The organism is Streptomyces sp. NPDC005263 (genome assembly GCF_042872365.1).
Classification (GTDB): Bacteria; Actinomycetota; Actinomycetes; order Streptomycetales; family Streptomycetaceae; genus Streptomyces.
In genome coordinates, this window is sequence record NZ_JBIAKJ010000015.1 from 57,946 (window position 1) to 77,023 (window position 19,078).

Here is a 19,078-nt window from a genome sequence, read left to right on the forward strand (position 1 = left end):
AACATGACCTACCCGACCACCACCACACCCCCGCCCGCACCGTCCGTACGGGAGGCGCGCGACCGAGACGCCGGGCTGACCGCACCCTCGCGGCGCTCCCGCGCCCTGACCTACACCGTGCTCGTCATGGCCCTCGCCGCGACGCTCATGCCGTTCGCCTGGATGCTGCTGGGATCCTTCAAGACCCAGGGCGAGCTGCTGCGCGATCCCAGCGGCTGGCTCCCGAAGTCACCCACCCTGGACAACTACACGGCCTGGCTGGGCGACCTGCACATCGGCCACTACTTCCTCAACAGCGCGATCGTCGCGGTCTTCACCGTACTGGGCAACCTGGTCTTCTGCTCCATGATCGGCTACGCACTGGCCAAACTGGACTTCCCCGGCAAACGACTGCTGTTCACCCTGGTGATGATCACGCTCATGGTGCCAGGCGTGGTGACCTTCGTGCCGCTGTTCGTCATGGTTGCCAAGCTGGGCATGGTCGACACGTACCCGGCGCTGATCCTGCCGTTCGTGGCCTCGCCGCTCGGGGTGTTCTTGATGCGGCAGTTCATGCTCGACATCCCCGACGAGCTACTGGAAGCCGCCAGGATCGACGGCGCCGGGCAGATCCGCACGTTCACCAGGATCGTGCTGCCGCTGTGCGGGCCGCCGCTGGCCACACTGACGATCCTTACCTTCCTCGGCTCGTGGAACAACTTCCTGTGGCCACTGGTGGCCGCCCAGAGCCAGGACAAGTTCACCCTCCCCGTCGCCCTCGCGCTGTATTCGCAGGGCGAGAACTCCACCCGCTACGGCCTGCTGCTGGCCGGCTCGGTCCTGGTCATCGCTCCCATGGTCGCCCTGTTCATCGCACTGCAGCGGTTCTTCGTGCAGGGCGTCGCCAGCACCGGCATCAAGTAGCCCCACATCTCCCCCCCCCACACACACTCACGACCACGAACGAGGTTCGACCGTGTTGCACTTCCCCGACGGTTTCCTGTGGGGCGCCGCCACCGCGGCCCACCAGATCGAGGGCAACAACGTCAACAGCGACTGGTGGCCGCGTGAGCACGCGGGCGACACGTCCATCGCCGAGCCGTCCGGCGACGCCTGCGACAGCTACCACCGCTATCGGGAGGACATGACGCTGCTGCGGGACGCGGGCCTTGGCACCTACCGCTTCAGTATCGAGTGGAGCCGCATCGAGCCCGAGGAGGGCCACGTCTCCCGAGCCGCGGTCGCCCACTACCGGCGGATGGTGGACACCGCCCTGGACCTGGGCGTGACCCCGATGGTGACGCTGACGCACTTCACCGTCCCGCGCTGGTTCGCCGAGGAGGGCATGTGGCGCAGCCCGAAGGCGGCTGACCGCTTCGCCCGGTTCACCGAACTCGCGCTGCCGGTGCTCGGCGACGACGTGAAGTGGGTGTGCACCCTCAACGAGCCGAACATCGCCGCGATGATCGCCGGCGGCGAGGACCCCGCCAACCTGGTCGCCCACGCCCTGCCCAAGCCCGACCTGCAGGTCGCGGACACCCTGCTGGAATGCCACCGCCGCTCGCGCGACGTGCTCTCCGGCGTGGGCGGCATCCGTTCGGGCTGGACGGTGGCGACCCAGGCGTTCCAGGCCGAGCCCGGCTGCGAGGACGCCGCCCGCACGTACGGCTACCCGCGTGACGACTGGTACCTGGAGGCCGCCGCCGGCGACGACTGGGTCGGTGTGCAGGCGTACACCCGCACCGTCATCGGCCCGGGCGGCCCGCGCCAGGTGCCCGAGGGCACCGAGACGACGCTGACCGGCTGGGAGTACTACCCGCAGGCACTGGAACTCGGCGTCCGCAGCGCCTGGGAGAAGACCGGCGGCGTGCCCGTGTTCGTCACCGAGAACGGCATCGCCACCGCCGACGACACCCGGCGCATCGACTACACCCGCGGCGCGCTGACCGGCCTGCACGCTGCCATCGAGGACGGCGTCCAGGTCGAGGGCTACCTGCACTGGAGCCTGCTGGACAACTACGAGTGGGCCTCCGGCTACCGGCCGACGTTCGGCCTCATCGCCGTGAACCGCGAAACCTTCGTACGCACCCCGAAGCGCTCGCTCGGCTGGCTGGGCCAGGTGGCGGCCGCCAACGCGATCGACCCGCACCAGTCGTAGCCCTGCCCGGCCGTCCGCACCCATCCTCTCCGCGCCACGTCCGTCCCCTCCCGGAAGGAATGCCTCCATGACGAGTCACCGGTTCAGCCGCAGGGCGGTTCTCACCGCCACCGCCGCACTCGCGGTGGGCGTCACCAACACCCCGGCCCACGCCTCCGCCCCCACGCACGATGCGGCGCCGCTCACCTCCGGGCAGCGCCACCGGCTGCGCGAGATCGCGGCGGACACCTGGAAGTTCTTCGCGAAGACCGGCGTGGACCCCGTGACGCACCTGCCGCTGGACAACATCATGGTGGGGGCCACGCCCGCCCGGGGCACGTACACCTCGCCGACCAACATCGGCGTGAATCTGTGGTGCATCATCAGCGCCTCCGACCTGGGCTTCATCTCGCGCGGCGAGGAAATACGGCGGCTCGGCGACGCCCTGGGCGCGGTCGAGAAGCTGCGGAAGTGGAACGGCTTCCTGCTCAGCTGGTACGACACCACCACCGGCGACCCGATCACCGGCCCCGGCGGTACCAGCCTGGCCGGGCAGCCACTGACGGGCCAGTTCGTCTCCACCGTGGACAACGGCTGGTACGCCGCGAGCCTCGTTGTACTGCGCCAGGCCGCACCGCAGTTCGCCGACCGCGCCACCAGGCTGCTGGACGCCATGGACTTCGGCGTCTTCTACAACGACGGCGACCAGTCGACGAACGTCAACGCCGGTCAGATGTACGGCGGTTACCTCATCGACCAGGGGCCGGCCTCCTTCACGTACGGCATGCTCAACACCGAAACCCGGATCTCCGCCTACCTGGGGATCGGCACCAAGACCATGCCCAGCGACGTCTGGTGGCGGACCTGGCGCACCATGCCCGCCCAGTTCGGCCAGCGACAGGCCCCGCAGGGCAGCACCCGGACCATCACCGACCCGCTGACCGGCAAGAAATTCCAGGTAGTGGAAGGCCACTACTCCTACGACGGCATCGACTACGTTCCCAGCTGGGGCGGCAGCGTCTTCGAGGCCCTGATGCCGAACCTCCTCGTGCCCGAAGTCGCGTGGGCCCCCCGCGCGTTCGGCGCCAACGACGTGGCCTACCTCAAGGCCACCATCGCCTACGACACCAAGGCCCTCGGCTACCCGGTGTGGGGTCTGTCGCCCTCCAGCACCCCCGACGACACCGGCAACTACTCGGCCTACGGATCCCATGAGCTGGGCACCAGCTCCTCCGACACCGACTACCGCGAGGACGCGGTCACTCCGCACGCCTCCTTCCTCGCGCTCGACGTGCTGCCGCAGGCCGCCTACCGCAACATCGAACGGCTCCTGAAGTCCTACCCGCAGGTGTACGGACCCTACGGCTTCTACGACGCCCTCGACCCGGCCACCGGCGCCGTCGGCCACCGCTATCTGGCACTCGACCACGGCATGATCCTCGCCGCCCTCAACAACGCGCTCAACGCGGGCCCGCTGCAGCGCCGCTTCATGAACGACCCGGTCGGCAAGACCATCTCGCCCTACTTCCGGGCCGAAGAGATGTCCGTGACGCCGCTGAACCAGTAGCTCCCACCGCCCGAACACCCCCACTTCCTGGACCCAAGGATTCACCGTGCCACCGAACCCGAACGAGCTGAGCTTCCCCTCCGACTTCCTGTGGGGCGCCGCCACCGCCGCCCACCAGACCGAGGGCAACAACGTCAACAGCGACTGGTGGGCCCGCGAGCACGCCCTGGGCACCTCGCTGCCCGAGACCAGCGGCGACGCCTGCGACAGCTACCACCGCTACGGCGAGGAGATCCGCCTCCTGGCCGACCTCGGGTTCGACACGTACCGCTTCAGCATCGAGTGGGCCCGCATCGAGCCCGAGCGCGGCTTCGTCTCCCGGGCCGCGATCGACCACTACCGGCGCATGGTGGCCGCCTGCCACGAGGCCGGCCTCACCCCGATGGTCACCCTGCACCACTTCACCAACCCCCGCTGGTTCGCCGACCTCGGCAGCTGGCAGGCATCCGACGCGGCCGACCTGTTCGCCCGCTTCACCGAGGCCGCACTGCCGATCGTCGCCGACGGCGTCGAATGGGTGTGCACGATCAACGAGCCGAACGGCGTCGCCGGCGCCATCGGAGGGGCGAACCTCAATCTCCCGAACCACGTCTACGCACTCCCCGACGCGCAGGTCTCCGAGACCCTGGTCCAGGCCCACCGCCGCAGCCGCGACGTGCTCACCGCGATTCCGGGCATCAAGTCGGGCTGGGCGATCGCGACCCAGGCGTTCCAGCCCGAGCCGGGCTGCGAGGAGATCGCCCACACCTATGGCCATCCCCGCGAGGACTTCTTCCTCGAAGCCGCCCGCGGCGACGACTTCATCGGCGTCCAGTCCTACACCCGCACCGTCATCGGCCCCGACGGCCCAAGGCCTCCCCGCGAGGGCGTCGAGACCACCCAGATGGGCTGGGAGTACTACCCGCCCGCCGTCGGCGACGGCATACGCAACGCCTGGAAGCTCACCGACGGCGTCCCCGTGATCGTCACCGAAAACGGCATCGGCACCGCCGACGACACCCGCCGCATCGCCTACACCGCCGGCGCACTGACCGCCGTCCACCAGGCCATGGCCGACGGCATCGACGTACGCGGCTATCTGCACTGGTCGGCGCTGGACAACTACGAGTGGGGCAGCTTCCGGCCCACCTTCGGCCTCATCGCCGTGGACCACGAGACCTTCGCCCGCACCCCCAAGCCCAGCGCCCACTGGCTCGGCCAGGTCGCCAAGACCGGCCGGCTCACCCTCGACGCGGCCCCGTAGGCACGTCGGGCGACCTCCCCCCACGGAGCAGAAAGACAGAATGACGATGACCCACACTTCGACCCACTCTTCGATCCCCTTCCCCGAAGGCTTCCTGTGGGGTGCCTCCACCGCCGCCCACCAGATCGAGGGCAACAACGTCAACAGCGACTGGTGGCGCAGGGAACACGACCCGGCGGCGAAGATCGAGGAACCGAGCCTGGACGCCTGCGACAGCTACCACCGCTGGGAGCAGGACATGGACCTGCTCGCCGGACTCGGCTTCACCGACTACCGCTTCAGCGTCGAGTGGGCCCGCATCGAGCCGGCCCGCGGCTCCTTCTCACGAGCCGAACTCGCGCACTACCGCAGGATGGTGGACGGAGCACTCGCCCGCGGCCTGCGCCCGATGGTGACCCTGCACCACTTCACCGTGCCGCAGTGGTTCGAGGACCTCGGCGGCTGGACCGCCGACGGAGCCGTCGAGTCGTTCGCCCAGTACGTCGGGGCATGCGCACCGATCATCGCCGACGGCGTCCGCCACGTGTGCACCATCAACGAACCCAATGTGATCGCCATCCTGGCGGGCGCCGCCCAGACCGACGACCAGCCCTGGCCGACCGCCGGCGGAACCGTCACCCCCGACGAGGACACCACCCAAGCTCTCATCGCCGCGCACCGCGCCGCGACCGCGGCGGTACGGGCCATCAACCCCGAGGTCAAGGTCGGCTGGACCGTAGCCAACCAGGTCTACCAGCCACTGCCCGGCGCGCAGGAGGCCACAGCCGCCTACAGCCGTCCCCGCGAGGACGTCTTCATCGAGGCCGCCCGCGGCGACGACTTCATCGGCGTCCAGTCCTACACCCGCACCCTGATCGGCCCTGATGGCCCCGTTCCCACCCCCGACGACGCCGAGCGGACCCTGACGCGCTGGGAGTACTACCCCGCCGCCGTGGGCCACGCGCTGCGCCACACCGCCGACATCATCGGCCCCGGTACACCGCTCATCGTCACCGAGAACGGCATCGCCACCGCCGACGACACCCGCCGTATCGACTACTACACCGGAGCTCTCCAGGAGGTCGCCGCCGCTATCGAGGACGGGCTCAACATCCAGGGCTACCTGGCCTGGAGCGCCCTCGACAACTACGAGTGGGGCAGCTACCGGCCCACCTTCGGCCTCATCGCCGTCGACCCGGTCACCTTCGAGCGCACGGTCAAGCCCTCCGCCGTCTGGCTCGGCGACCTCGGCCGCACCCGCGAACTGCCGCGTACGCCCTCCTGACGCCCCGCCCGTCCACGTGACCGGCGCGGGCCCCGTGAACGCGGGAGCCGGTGGGTCCTGACCCCCACCGGCTCCCGTCCCCCTCGGCTCTGTGCCGCAAGCAGTACGGCGAGCTCTCGCCCCTTCCGAAAGGCCCGACCTTGTCCGTACCGCCTACAGACGCCCACCGCCCCACCGTGCACCTGCGCCCGCCCCACGGCTGGATCAACGACCCCAACGGCCTGTCCTTCCACGACGGCCACTACCACGTCTTCTTCCAGTACAACCCGCACGGCCCCCGCCACGGAAACATCCACTGGGGCCACTTCCGCAGCCCCGACCTCACCCACTGGCAGCTCCTGCCGCCCGCCCTCGCCCCCACCCCCGGCAGGTACGACGCCGACGGCTGCTTCTCCGGCAACGCGGTCGGCGACGGTGAGCGGCTCGTGGCCTTCTACTCCGCGAACCGGACCGACCGCTGGTGGCAGCCGATCGCAGCCGCCGAGTCCCGCGACGGCGGCCTGAGCTGGACCAAGCGCCCCGAGCTGGTCATCCCCGAGCCGCCGAGTGGCACTACGATGTTTCGCGACCCCTATGTATGGCGGCAGGACGGCCGCTGGCGGATGCTGGTCGGCGCCGCCCTGGCCGACGGCCGCGGCACTGCGTTCCTGTACGAGTCCGACGACCTGGAGCAGTGGACGTACGAACGCCCCTTCCTCACCAGCGAGCCCGACGGCCCCGACACCGGGTGGGAGTGCCCGCAGTACGCGCCGTTCGGCGAGCGCGGCGCGCTGATCATCAGCGACTGGCACCCGCAGGACGGACCGCGCGGCACCCTGGTCCTGTCCGGCCGTGAGGAGAACGGGCAGTTCTCGGCCGTAGCCCCCATGCCGTTTGACCACGGACCCGACTTCTACGCCCCGGCACTGCTCCCGACCCCCGACGGCCGCCGGCTGCTGTGGGGCTGGGCCTGGGAAGCCCGCGACACCGACTGGGTCGACGAGTGGGGCTGGGCCGGCCTCCTCACCGTCCCGCGCGAGGTGACCCTCGCCGACGACGGCACGGTTCGTCAGCAGCCCGCCCACGAAGTCCTCGCCCTGCGTGGCCCGCAGTTGCTGAAGTCCACCGGCCTGAGCACCAGGGACGACGAGCCCGCCGACCTCGGCCAGGTCGGCCGCTGCTTCGACCTGACCGCCCACCTGACGGCATCCGGAACCAGCGAAGCGGCCCTGCGGCTGGTCACCTCCGCCGACAACGGGGAACACCTCGACATCCGCCTCGACGCGACGAACCAACAGATCATCGTCGACCGCGACCACGCCTCCCTGGACCCACGGGCACACGGCGGCTCCTACCCGCTGCCCTGCCCGACGACCGGCCCCGTGGAACTCCGCCTGATCGTCGACCACTCCGTGGCCGAGCTGTATCTGTCCACCGGACAGACCCTCACCCTGCGCTTCTATCCCGTGGGCGACGCCCCCTGGCGCATCCAGGCCGTCGGAGATCTCGAATACACCGTCGAGGCATGGGAGTTGCTGCCGACTGCCGTGGACCTGGCGGAAGGGCACGAAGCATGACCGTCGCGGTGATCGGCGAAGTCCTGGTCGACCTCGCATGGCGGACGGGCGGCGCGCACAGTGTGCCGCACCCCGGTGGCAGTCCCGCCAACGTGGCCGTCGGGCTGCACCGGCTCGGCCGGCCGACCACTCTCATGACCTGCTGGGGCGACGAACCGCCGGGCGAACTGCTCGGCGCGCACCTCGACTCCATCGGCGTCGAGGTGCACCGCCTCCGGCCGCACCACCATCGCCCTGGCCTACCTGGCCGCCGTGGTGGAACCGGGTGCGACCCGCATCGTCGAGGCGTGCCGGGGGGCGGGCACTATCACCGCGGTCATCACGATCGCTTCGGCCAGTAGCGGCTGGTCCGGTCCGATCGCGGCGCTCATCGCGGTGGGCATTACCGTGGCGCTGATCCCGGTGGGCACCTGCTCCTGGCCAACAGGGTGAACCTGTCTCCTCCCGATCCTCGGTCTGCCGCTTTCGCAGGTGGTGCTATGGGTGTGGGACAGGCGGCGGTCCGGAGACGGCAGGGTCCAGGTAGGCGGGTCCGGGCAGGCCCTTGCGGCGCATGGCAATACCGGTCAGCGCCTCGAAGATGGCCCGACGGGCGTTCATCGTGGTGGTGTAACCGGGATCCAGGTCCGGGACGACCTCGACGACCTCCATTCCCACCACGGGTGTCTCGTGGCAGATCCGGCGCAAGGCGGGCAGAAGCTCCCGGTTGGTCAGACCTGGCGGCTCCGGGGCTCCGGTGCCGGGTGCGAAGGCCGGGTCCAGCACGTCGATGTCGAGCGATACATACAGGTACTCCGGTCCGTCCAGCGCCTCGTCGATGGCCTGTTGGAGAACGACGTCGAATCCGCGTCGGTCGATCTCGGCCATGAAGTGTGTGCGCATCCCGTGCTCGCGCATCCAGCCGAACAGCTCGTCGTCGGGTGCCATCGCGCTACGTAGGCCGATCTGGAGGAAGTTCCGCCCGGGGACGTGCTCGTCCTCGATCAACCGACGGATCGGTGTGGCGTGCGTGACCAGGTGACCGAACATGTCGTTGTGGCAGTCCGGATGCGCGTCAAAGTGGACCACTCCGACCTTGCCGGGCCCGTACACATCCGCCAGGGCCGCGGCATCCGGCCACAGGATCGAGTGGTCCCCGCCAAGCACGACCGGAATCGCGCCGGTCTCGGCGATCTCGCGGACCAATGCGCGGATCGGCTCCATGGAGTTGTCGATGCTGAATGGGTCGACCGCGGCGTCTCCATAGTCGACCACCGTCAACTCGTCGAACGGCCGGATGCGGGTGCTGGGGTTGACCAGCCCCTGCGGAACGTTGGGCAGGATCCGTTCGTCGCCCCGAAGCGCACGTGGCCCGTAGGCCGTCCCCCGGTGCCCCAGGCCCATGTCCACCGGCGCCCCGAGGACCGCCACGTCGACGTCGCCGGCGCGCAGGTCGTCCTGGTTGAGGCACAGCGGCACCCCGAAGAACGTGGCGATGCCGGCATAGGTGGGGACGAAGGCGTACCGCTGCAGGTTGATCGGCCCGGGTTCGCGCTTGGGATCATGTGAGCGGTCGAGTTCCATCTTCCAGGCGTCCAAGGGTATCCCTGCCACGGCCGGCTCCCTTCTGCGCCTGCGTTGCTGGTCAGAGGACTGGCTTATGGACAGAGCCTCTGGTCCCGCATGCACATACATCCAGGATGCGCGCCAACGAGGCCCCATGCCTGTTTTGTGCCCGACCGGGCGGCGCATCGCACTCACTGATGGCCGCTTGCGAGCGCAGTTCCTTCGATGACACGGACCGGGGAGGCCATCAAACTCGGGCGCGAAGACGCCGATGGCCAGACTCGCCAGGCCATGCGCAACGAGCGCGATCAGCCAAAAGAATCGATTTCTCAGTCGAGGGCTGCGAGGTGGTCGGCGGCGCCTCCGCGCCACTCGATCATGAAGAGGGTGGCGTCGTCGCTGGTGCGCCCGCCCCGTTCCTTCTTCAGCGTGTGGGAGAGCAGGCGCAGATCCGCCCGCATCCCGTCCGACGGCTCCTGGCCGAGGCGGTTGACGCAGCGGATGAGGCGTTCCTCACCGAACGGCTCCCCATCATCGACACGTTCCTCGATGATGCCGTCGGTGTAGCAGAGCACCCGGTCGCCCCGCTGGAGTGTGTGCTCTCGGATGCGGGGCGTCTCGCCTCCGCAGCCGACGGGCAGCGTCGTCGCGCTATCCAACTGCCGCAGGACCTTTCCCTCGCGGATCAGCAGCGGTGCGGGGTGGCCCGCGTTGACCAGCTCCAGCTCACCGGTGGCGATGTTCAGGTGCATCAGTTGCGCGGTGACGAAGTGGTCGGCCCCGAACTGCCGGTAGATGGCCTGGTCCATGAACGCGTACTTCTCGGCCAGACTGACGAAGATGCGCCGGGCGTGGCGGTAGGCGCCGATGGCGATGGTGGCCATTGCGGCGGCGTCCAGGTCGTGGCCCATCGCGTCGATCACGGCCATGTGCAGGATGTTGTCGTTGAGGGCGTAGTCGAAGCTGTCGCCGGCGACGCGGTAGGCGGGCTCAAGGATGCCTGCCACCTCGACCTGGGGCACGGTCATCGTCAGCGGCGGCAGCAGGCTCCACTGGATCTCCGCGGACACGCTCATCGGTTCCCGGCGCCGGGCCAGGAAGAACTGGTCGGTGTAGGCGTTCTTGGTGACCATCATGTCGGCGACCAGGTCGGCGAGCCGGCGCAGCAGGCGCCGGTCATCGTCGCCGACGGCATCCAGCGTCACGGCCAGCACGCCCACCTGATCGCTGCCGTCCAGCAGCGGCAGATACATCCGCACGACGCCGCGGGCCTGTACCACCTCGACGACGTCCGCGCTCTGGAAGGCCCGGCCGGCGGGGGAGCCGGTCACCGGCTCGGGCTGGCCCACGTGCAGCTTCTTGCCCGGCAGCGGCACCAGCAGCTCCTGCGCGTAGTCCTGGAGCAGGATGGACACGTCACGGCCACCGATCCTGGCCACTTCTTCCGCGATGAGCGGGGCGATCAGCTGCGGCGGCAACAGCCGTGCCCGATCCAGCAGCACCCCGAGCAGCCGCTCGCCGAAACCCTCGGACCGGTCCACGCTCTCCTCGCTCATGGCCCGGTTCGCCACCGCTTTCCTGCCGCCCGCTCTGGTCGCTGTCTGCGCACAATGTGCCTGGTCAAGCCGCTGGAGCGGCTCATTACGCCATGCGCGGCATGTCGAACCAACTCTTTCGTGTGAGGCACGGTCAGCCGGACGCGTCCATGGGACGGCTCACTGTCTTGATCGTGAGGTTGAGGTACTTCTTTGCCCAGCCCACGAGCTTTCCGGCATAGGCGGAGTCGGCCCAGACGATGGTGAGGCCATTGATTTTCTTGCCCGCGTCGTAACCGCGGGAGTCCTTGCGCGGCGGTGCGGCCGCCCGCCGAGGACTCCGTCGTCCACGGCGAGCTGGGCCTGGACCACGTTATGGTCGACCACCCTCATGGTTCGGCAACATGCCTTCTCCGAACTAGGCCCCCGCCGCAGACGACGCGGCCGCCACCGCAAGCCCGATCGCCACCGCCGCCTGCGCCGCCATGCCTCTCCTGGTTCGGGTGCGGAAGATCGCCATGCAGCCTCCTCGATGGACGAAGTTCCACCCTGAGCCGGCACGAGAGGGCGCGCAGTCGTTCAGAGGTGGCGGCATCGTCGACCCAAGTCGCGTTCGTCGGAACTCTTGGCTGGCTGGAGGGACTGATCCGGCTGCCCACCGCCCCGCACAGCACGCGAAAACGGTCCACCGACTCCGTCGGCGGACCGTCATGAAACATCGAGGTCAGGAGGTGAGGAAGTCCAGGAGAGGCGGGTTGACCTCATCGGGGGCTTCCCACTGTAGCCAGTGGCCTGGTCCGTCGAGCCGTTCGTAGCGCCAGGGAGCGGCGATGAACTCGCGGGAGGCGGCCATTCGTTCGTCGCCCGCGTTGAAGTCGGCTGAACCCACCATCCCCATCGTGGGCACGGTGATCTTGGGTAACTCGGGCGGCGATTCGACGAGGACCGTGGGGTGGAAATTGGCCCGGTACCAGTTGATGGCCGGGGTCAGGGAACCGCTGGCTTCCAGTTCGGCGATCACGGCGTCGGCGTCGGGGTGTTGGAACAAGTTCCGGAAGTTCGTCCATTCGTTGTCGGACAGCCAGCGCTCAGCGATCTCCTCGAACTGGAAGAGCAGCATGTACCAGGTCCGCTGCCGCTCCAGGATGTTGTCGGGCCGTCGCACCGACGGGTGGCCGACCGAAAGCACGGCCAGCCGGTCGACCCGCTGCGGGGCGAATGTGGCCATGCTCCACGCCACGTTCGCGCCCCAGTCGTGCCCGACGACGGCCGCCTTCTCCAGGCCCAGCTGGTCCAGGACGGCAACCGGGTCGGCGGCGAGACTGGCAATCCTGTACGCCTCGATGTCGCTCGGCTTGTCCGAACGGCCGTAGCCTCGCTGGTCAGGGACGATCAGCCGGAGGCCTGCCTGGGTGAGTGGCGCTGTCTGCTTGGACCACACGCGGCCGGTGTCCGGGAAACCGTGCAACAGCAAGACGGGTTTCCCTTCTTCTGGCCCGTAGAGTTCGACGTTCAGCTTGATGCCACCGCTGTCGACCTGCATGGTTTTTCCTTCGTGGTGTGCGCTGGCTGCGGGATGCGGAGTTCTACGGGCCTTCAAGGGACCAGGACGATCTTGCCCCGGACATGGCCGCCCTCAAGCTCATCGAAGGCCTTGCCGACCTCGGCCAGCGGGTAGGTCGCGGCGATCGGGATCTCCAGGTCGCCGTCGGCGATCAGGCCGGTCAGCTCCTCGAGCACCGCAGCGCCGGAGCTGACGCCGACCTCGTACCCCTCGAACTTGACGCCGTGCGTCTGCACCGCGTCGAACCGTACGATCGTGTTGAACCGCCCAGGTGCGACGCCCAGGTCGTCGAGCGCCATCTCGACGTAGTCCGCGCCCTGAGTGTCGATGAACGCATCGACCCTGCCGTACGCCGCTGCTGCCCGGACCCGGTCGGCCACGCCCGGTCCGTAGGTCACCGGGGTCACGCCGCGCGCAGTCAGCCAGTCGTGGTTGTACTCGCTCGCCAGGCCGATCACGGTCGCCCCGGCCCGCACGGCGAGCTGGACCGCGATCGAGCCGACCCCGCCGGCGGCCCCCGCCACGACCACCGTGTCCCCCGCGGTCGGCTCCACGGCACGGACGGCCGCCCAAGCCGTGAACCCCGCGGATGCGAGTGCGCCTGCGACCTCCCACGTCACGCCGGCGGGCTTCGGGATCAGGTGGTCCGCCTCCGCGACCACGTACTGCGCCTGGCTCGACAGCGGATCCACCCAGCCGATCACCTCATCGCCGGCGGCGACCTCGGCAACGCCCTCGCCCACCGACACCACTGTCCCGGCCAGGTCGTGGCCCTGCCCCGTCGGGAACGTCAGGGAATACACCGCCCGCATGTGGCCTTCCCGGGTGTGCGCCTCACCGGGGTTGAGGCCTGCCGCCTTGACTCGCACCAGCGCCTGGCCGGGGCCGGGTGACGGGACCGGGACGTCCCTTACCTGCAGGACGTCAACGCCGCCGTACTGGTTGTACTGCACTGCCTTCATATCCGTGGTCTCCTCACGTCTTTGCCTACGATCAGACGCTAGAGACCAGTCGTGTGAGCGGGTGTCACCTGATTGGTGTGATTGATCGTGCCCGGCACGAGCTGAGAGGCAATCAGCCGGCCGCGCGGCGAAGGCACCGGCACGATCCGCTTGCCCCGGGCCTGACCGCTGCGGACATCACATCGAACGTGGGAGAGGGGCAAGCCGTCATTGGCCATCCGAACGCTTTCGTGTCCCACCGGGTGACGTCCCCCTCCGCATTCTCCTTGCCTGCCTCGCCGCCGAACCTGATGGGCAAACCGGAGCAGAACCTCGCCCGGGCAGCGGCGACAGTGGTGTCGCCGGCCTGACCTTGGCACCGTGGGAGGATTCCGGGTGTGGGAACTGGCGAGGGAGCAGATGCCGGGCCGGTGCAGGCCGCTCATCTTGGTGCGGGAGGGGTTGTGGCCCGTCCAGAGCTGGTCGGGCGGCTGAGCGGGCCGGCCCGCGTGACACTGGTGTCGGCTCCGCCTGGCAGCGGCAAGACCGTGTTGCTGCGTTCCTGGATCAGCCGGACTGGCCTGGAGGAGTGCGCTGCGTGGGTGGCATCGGGGCGCGACGAGCGGGATCCACAGGGATTCTGGTTGTCCGTGGTCGGCGCGCTTCGCCGGACACGCCCAGGGACGGCGCTGGTGCGGGCGTTGACGGCGGCGCCGGACCTGGACGGGTGGGCGATCACGGAGCGACTGCTGAAGGACCTGGCCTCGCTGGAGGACCAGTTGTGGCTGGTGGTTGATGACGTGCATGAGCTGGCCTCGGACACGCTGCGGCAACTGGAGCTGCTGATCACGCGCGCCCCGCGGAGACTGCGGTTCGTCCTCGCCGCGCGGCATGACGTACGGCTGGGGCTGCACCGGCTGCGGCTGGAGGGGGACCTGGCCGAGATCCGGGCGGGTGATCTGCGGTTCAGCCTGACCGAGACGGAGGAACTGCTCGCCACGGCCGGGGTTGAGCTACCCAAGCCGGCGGTGGCGGTGCTGCACGAGCGGACCGAAGGATGGGCTGCGGGGCTGCGGCTGGCCGCGTTGGCGGCGGCCGGGCACCCGGATCCGTCACGGTTCGCCGCGGAGTTCTCCGGCACCGAGCGAACGGTGGCGGAGTACCTGATGGCCGAGGTGCTGGACCGGCAGCCCGATCCGGTGCGGCTGCTGCTGCTGCGGACTTCCATCCTGGAGCGAGTCAACGGGGATCTGGCCGACCTGCTGGCCGGGGGAGAGGGCGGGGAGCGGGTACTGCAGGACCTGGAACAGGCGAACGTGTTCGTCGTATCAATGGACGCTGCACGTTCGGAGTTCCGCTATCACCAGATGTTCGCCGGGCTGTTGCAGATGGAGTTGCGGCGCGCCGCGCCAAGCGAGGTCCCCGAGCTGCACCGGGCGGCCGCCGGATGGCTTGCCGGGCACAACTACCCGGCGGAGGCGGTCCGGCATGCCCAGGCGGCGCGGGACTGGTCCCTGGCCGCCCGGCTGCTTGCCGAGCACTGGTCCGGCCTTTACCTGGACGGGCGGGCCGGCGCCGTGCACAAGCTGCTCGCCGGGTTCCCGACCAGCCTGCTGACGACGGATCCCGGGCTGACGGCGGTGGCCGCAGGCGATGAGCTGGCCCGGGGCTCGCTGGAGGCGGCCGAGCGGTTGCTGCGCCTGGCCGAGCGGGGTACGGAGACGGTACCGGGCCCCCAGCGCGGCCAGTTGGAGCTCTTGACCGGGGTCGTCGGGCTGCTGGCAGCCCGACAGCGCGGGAACCCGCCGGCTGAGGCCGAGGCGGCGCAGCGGCTGCAGGCCATGGCCGAGGTTTTGGGCGCGGCGCAGCCTTACTTGGGTGAGGACCTACGCGCGCTGGCGCTCATCAGCCTTGGCCACGCCCAGGGTTGGACCGGCCACCACGACCAGGCAGAGTACCTGGCGGAGGGGATCGCGCTGGCGCGCCGGATCGGTCGGCCGTATCTGGAGTTCACGGGCCTGGCCCACCAGGCGGCGATCGAGCCTTCACGGTCATTGGCGCGGGCAGCCGAGTTCAGCAGGCAGGCGATCGAGCTGGCCGATCGGCACGGCTGGTCGGACGAGTCGGCAGCAGGTACCGCCTGCATGATCCTCAGCGCGGTGCTCGCCTGGCAGGGACGGCCCGGGGAGGCTGAGCCCTGGGTCCAGCGCGCTGAACACATCGTCAGCACGGAGGCCGACCCCGCGGCCGGGCTGGGGGTCCGTTATGCCCGCGGGTTCCTGGAGCTGGTGCGAGGCCAGAACGGCGACGCGCTGACCGCTTTGCGGGACGCCGAACGGCTGGCCGGGCTTCTGGCCGCGCCGCACCTGCTGGCTCCGCGGGCGCGGGCATTGCTACTGCTCGCCCTGGTACGCCTCGGCGAAACCCAGCGCGCCGAGAAGACCCTGGCCGACCTCGAAGAACGACAGCGAGAGCACGGGGAGGTGCGCATCGCCACGGCCGCATTGCGGCTCGCCCAGACCGACCCGCACGGGGCGACCGTCGCGCTCGCACCGGTCCTGGACGGCTCCGCCCGCGTGAACCCGGCCCGGGTCTTTCTCACCCTGGCTTTCACGCTGGAGGCGGCTGCCCGGGACGCTCTCGGCGATCCGGATGCCGCCGACCGCGCACTGGAGCGAGCGCTCGATCTCGCCGAGCCCGACACCGCACTCTCAGCCTTCGTGCTGCATCCCGTTCCCGCCCTCCTGGAGCGCCATGCCCGGCGCGGCACCACGCATGCGGCCCTGATCGGCGAGATCCGGGGCCTGCTCGCCGGGCACGCGCCCGCGTCGCCGCCTGGAGGGAGCCCGTTGCCGCTCCAGCCGCTGAGCGACAGCGAACTGCGCGTTCTGCGCTATCTGCCGACCAATCTGACCGCACCGGAAATCGCGGGCGAATTGCATGTCTCGGTCAACACTGTCAAGACTCACATGCGCAACATGTACGCCAAGCTCGCTACCCACCGCCGAGCCGAGACCGTCACCCGCGCACGCGACCTGGGCCTGCTCGCACCTCACGCCTTCCGGTCCTACCGGTAGTTCGTTGGTTTCGGCAGTAGAGGTCAATGCCGCGTCCGCTGGTGACGCGTTGATCAGGGCCTGGAGCTCGGAGGGCGGGTCCTTGTCCGTCCAGGCACACTGTGTCTGCGCCTGATCGAGGACCCGGGCATCACCCTGGTCGACGCCCAGAAGGTGATGCACCACCGGCGCATCACCACGACCAGCACTTACCTGCGGCCCAGGATCGACGAGCATCGCCAAGGTCCACGAGCACCACCAGCGTCCCAAACCGCCACCGCCACCGCAGCCACTGACCGGCTGGACATATGACCCGGACGACCTCGCCGACGTTTTCGGGAACCACTGATGAGCCGGCACGGACGCGTCGCCCGCACTCCGGTCAGCCCACGCGACCCCGCCCTCCTCACCACCGTGCTCCCGGACCCAAGGAGCACGAATCGCAGCAGCGGACGGACAACGGCACATCCCTACGAACTCGCCCGCGTGGCCGAGAACCTGCTGAGCGAGCCGACCGTCCGCAACCTGTGGCGCCAGCAACTCTCACTGACGCGCATCTTCGACTGGCTGGAGGGATTCCCCGCCGACACCTGGCAGGACCTGGCTGCTGAGCGGGTCCGACGCCCTGGGCTCCGGCTGGGAGCCGCAAGGGCTCAGCGCGGGTACCCGGTCACGCTTCACCGCCGGTCTCGGCACCCTGATCGTCCTCCAGGTGATCCGGCCCTCCTACAGTTGGCTGTTCGGCAGCCGCCTCCTGGGCGTCCACCTCAACACCACTCAGGCTTACGTCGCGGTCCATCCCGAGGAGGTGATCCGCCACTACCGGCAGTTCGTCGACCAGCGCCGGACGCACCGTCCCAGTGAGGAGTACCGCGAGCCCAGCGACACCGAGTGGCAGGACTTCCGTGACCACTTCAGCCTGCGCCAGGTCGCGCTCGGCACCTGCGACCGGCCCTATGGAACCCCTTGCCAGCATGAAAACGCCTGTGCCAGGTGCCCCATGCTCCGTCTGGACCTGGCCCGGGAGCCCCGGCTGCTGGAGATCGAGACCAACACCCACCAGCGCCTGCGCAAGGCCCAGCGAATGCAATGGCTCGGTGAGGTCACCGGCCTGTAGGAGAGCCTGCGGCACATCGCCGACAAGAAACAGCAGGCCGAGCGCTTGCGAGTCCAAGCCGATCAAGGCGAGGACGTCATTGCCCTGGGCTGACCTCGATGGCAGGACCCTGTTGCCTGATGCGGCGCTGATCGTCGTCCGACTCAGGCAGCAGAGTAGGCCGGGGGCCTTCGTCGGGCAGCACCACCAGGCGTACGGCCATGTGCCGTGAGTTAGGTGGGTGGTCGCCGGGCTCGGTCACGTATTTGCGTAGCAGCGTCTGGTACTCCTCGACAAACGAGGCGACCTGTTCCTTCGTCATCCGCAGTCCGGCGCGTTGGATCTGATTCCAGCCTGCCGAGTTGTCGTATCCGGCGTATGCGCTCACGACCAGGTTCAGGTCATGGGTCATCTTGAGCGCGCCGATCTTCACCGCAGCCTCGCGTTCGTCTGCCGTCATCTCCAGGCCCGGCGGCGTGAAGATGTCCGTCATCAGCGACCTCCACCAGCGTTCCCGGCCGGTGGACCGCTCCTCGATCTCGGCGATCAGCTTGAGGTCGGCGAGCTTGCGCAGGTGGTAGCTGGTGGTGCCGGTGCTCTCGCCGAGCGCTTTGGCGACGCTGGTGGAGTTCGCCTCGCCGTGCTCTCCGAGGTAGCTCAGGATGTCGCGGCGCACCGGGTTGGACAGTGCCTTGTAGAAGGCTTTGAGGTCCTGACCGGTGAGCACTCTGGTCTTGGGGCGCTCAACCATACCGGCCAGCGTACTGCAGAGACTCTCTGCAGTACACGCAGAGAATGTTTGCAGAATATCTCTGCAATCACTATCTTGGTTTGGGAGGGCGCCGACGGGTGCCGGGACACACGGGGGTTGAGATGCGGAGAGACCTGGCCGGAAGGCTGTTACTAGGCGCAGGGATGGCGTTGGTGCCATGGCTCGCGATGCTCCGCGACGTGGTCTTCTCGCTGGTACTGGCCTGCATGCTGGAGCTGCCTCTGGCGGCGCTGTGCGCTGTTGTCGCGCTGCGGCCGCCGGTGGCGGTTTCTGCCAGGGCAGCCACAGCACAGCGGGTGGCCGTCCATGTCTGACTCATTAGACGCCCGGACGCGGGACGAGATCGACGACCAGGTCGCGGAGGCATTCGATGCCTATCTGGCCGACCGGCTGGCCGAACCGGGGCCACTACGTACCTCGCTTGCATCGAAGCGCAGCGCCGGGGTAGTGCTGGGCACGATCGGGCTGGGCTCCCTCACCACGGCGCTGGCGCCGACCGGAGGCACCGCTGTCTGCTGGATCTGGGGTGCGATCGCGGTGATCGATCTCGCCTGGTTGCTGACTGCTCGGTGCCGTTGACTGTTCACGGACCAGGCTCAGGCTTCACCCGGCGTCTCCGGTAGGTGCAGAGAAGCATCTCGCGGTCGTGCGGTCAGCAGGCGTTCTTCGAAGGCCATGTCCACGCGCGGAACACGCTGGGCGCGGTGCCGACCGGTCAGGTCCGCTACGACTGTGAGGATGATCGGGTGCCGCTTCGAGCGGTGGCCTGACTCGCGCTACGACTGGCTTCGTGCCCTGAGTGTTGATCTGTCGGTCACTGCCC

General features: G+C 69.1%; 16 protein-coding genes and 1 pseudogene. 11 read left to right on the forward strand and 6 right to left on the reverse strand.

What is annotated here, in order from left to right:
* The first annotated feature begins 3 nt into the window (after positions 1-3).
* The 7 genes from ACFYRY_RS40060 (at position 4) to ACFYRY_RS40090 (ending at position 8,087) form a co-directional block, all read left to right on the forward strand.
* Complete coding sequence (locus ACFYRY_RS40060; RefSeq protein ID WP_389157584.1) at positions 4-903, forward strand: carbohydrate ABC transporter permease; 900 nt, start codon at positions 4-6, stop codon at positions 901-903.
* A 52-nt stretch (positions 904-955) separates the two neighbouring features.
* On the forward strand, positions 956-2,137 hold the full coding sequence (locus ACFYRY_RS40065) for a glycoside hydrolase family 1 protein (RefSeq protein ID WP_389157587.1): 1,182 nt from the start codon (positions 956-958) through the stop codon (positions 2,135-2,137).
* A gap of 67 nt (positions 2,138-2,204) precedes the next feature.
* Positions 2,205-3,683, forward strand: a complete 1,479-nt coding sequence (locus ACFYRY_RS40070) for a glucoamylase family protein (protein ID WP_389157590.1) — start codon at positions 2,205-2,207, stop codon at positions 3,681-3,683.
* A 46-nt stretch (positions 3,684-3,729) separates the two neighbouring features.
* The gene (locus tag ACFYRY_RS40075; RefSeq protein WP_389157593.1) at positions 3,730-4,926 is read left to right on the forward strand and encodes a glycoside hydrolase family 1 protein; all 1,197 of its coding nucleotides are present in this window, start codon (positions 3,730-3,732) and stop codon (positions 4,924-4,926) included.
* A gap of 46 nt (positions 4,927-4,972) precedes the next feature.
* Positions 4,973-6,190, forward strand: coding sequence for a glycoside hydrolase family 1 protein (locus ACFYRY_RS40080; protein ID WP_389157596.1), 1,218 nt, complete (start codon positions 4,973-4,975; stop codon positions 6,188-6,190).
* Between the two features lie 140 nt (positions 6,191-6,330).
* Entirely contained in the window at positions 6,331-7,746 is a 1,416-nt protein-coding gene (locus ACFYRY_RS40085; RefSeq protein WP_389157599.1) for a glycoside hydrolase family 32 protein, read from the forward strand.
* A complete protein-coding gene (locus ACFYRY_RS40090; protein WP_389157602.1) occupies positions 7,743-8,087 on the forward strand; it encodes a PfkB family carbohydrate kinase in 345 nt (114 codons plus the stop codon). The genes ACFYRY_RS40085 and ACFYRY_RS40090 overlap by 4 nt, the downstream gene beginning before the upstream one ends.
* A gap of 136 nt (positions 8,088-8,223) precedes the next feature.
* Here the strand turns inward: ACFYRY_RS40090 and ACFYRY_RS40095 are convergent, their stop codons facing one another.
* The 5 genes and pseudogenes from ACFYRY_RS40095 to ACFYRY_RS40115 form a co-directional block, all read right to left on the reverse strand.
* Complete coding sequence (locus ACFYRY_RS40095; RefSeq protein ID WP_389157604.1) at positions 8,224-9,339, reverse strand: agmatinase family protein; 1,116 nt, start codon at positions 9,337-9,339, stop codon at positions 8,224-8,226.
* A gap of 281 nt (positions 9,340-9,620) precedes the next feature.
* A complete protein-coding gene (locus ACFYRY_RS40100) occupies positions 9,621-10,847 on the reverse strand; it encodes a PP2C family protein-serine/threonine phosphatase (protein WP_389157637.1) in 1,227 nt (408 codons plus the stop codon).
* 136 nt (positions 10,848-10,983) lie between these two features.
* Positions 10,984-11,157 (reverse strand): annotated as a pseudogene (locus ACFYRY_RS40105) (IS5/IS1182 family transposase); the annotation flags it as partial.
* Between the two features lie 393 nt (positions 11,158-11,550).
* Entirely contained in the window at positions 11,551-12,369 is an 819-nt protein-coding gene (locus ACFYRY_RS40110) for an alpha/beta fold hydrolase (protein ID WP_389157607.1), read from the reverse strand.
* 53 nt (positions 12,370-12,422) lie between these two features.
* Positions 12,423-13,352 carry an NADP-dependent oxidoreductase gene (locus ACFYRY_RS40115; protein WP_389157610.1) on the reverse strand — a complete coding sequence of 310 codons (930 nt, stop codon included), beginning with the start codon at positions 13,350-13,352 and terminating at the stop codon, positions 12,423-12,425.
* Between the two features lie 443 nt (positions 13,353-13,795).
* Between ACFYRY_RS40115 and ACFYRY_RS40120 the strand changes: the two genes are divergently transcribed.
* Together ACFYRY_RS40120 and ACFYRY_RS40125 are read left to right on the forward strand one after the other, a co-directional pair.
* Positions 13,796-16,408, forward strand: coding sequence for a LuxR C-terminal-related transcriptional regulator (locus ACFYRY_RS40120; RefSeq protein ID WP_389157613.1), 2,613 nt, complete (start codon positions 13,796-13,798; stop codon positions 16,406-16,408).
* 691 nt (positions 16,409-17,099) lie between these two features.
* Positions 17,100-17,504, forward strand: coding sequence for a hypothetical protein (locus ACFYRY_RS40125; protein WP_389157616.1), 405 nt, complete (start codon positions 17,100-17,102; stop codon positions 17,502-17,504).
* A 76-nt stretch (positions 17,505-17,580) separates the two neighbouring features.
* On the opposite strand, the gene ACFYRY_RS40130 is transcribed toward ACFYRY_RS40125, so the two are convergent.
* A complete protein-coding gene (locus ACFYRY_RS40130) occupies positions 17,581-18,234 on the reverse strand; it encodes an ArsR/SmtB family transcription factor (RefSeq protein WP_389157619.1) in 654 nt (217 codons plus the stop codon).
* A gap of 164 nt (positions 18,235-18,398) precedes the next feature.
* Between ACFYRY_RS40130 and ACFYRY_RS40135 the strand changes: the two genes are divergently transcribed.
* Together ACFYRY_RS40135 and ACFYRY_RS40140 are read left to right on the forward strand one after the other, a co-directional pair.
* Positions 18,399-18,569, forward strand: coding sequence for a hypothetical protein (locus ACFYRY_RS40135; RefSeq protein ID WP_389157622.1), 171 nt, complete (start codon positions 18,399-18,401; stop codon positions 18,567-18,569).
* Positions 18,562-18,834 carry a hypothetical protein gene (locus ACFYRY_RS40140; RefSeq protein ID WP_389157625.1) on the forward strand — a complete coding sequence of 91 codons (273 nt, stop codon included), beginning with the start codon at positions 18,562-18,564 and terminating at the stop codon, positions 18,832-18,834. The genes ACFYRY_RS40135 and ACFYRY_RS40140 overlap by 8 nt, the downstream gene beginning before the upstream one ends.
* Positions 18,835-19,078 lie beyond the last annotated feature (244 nt).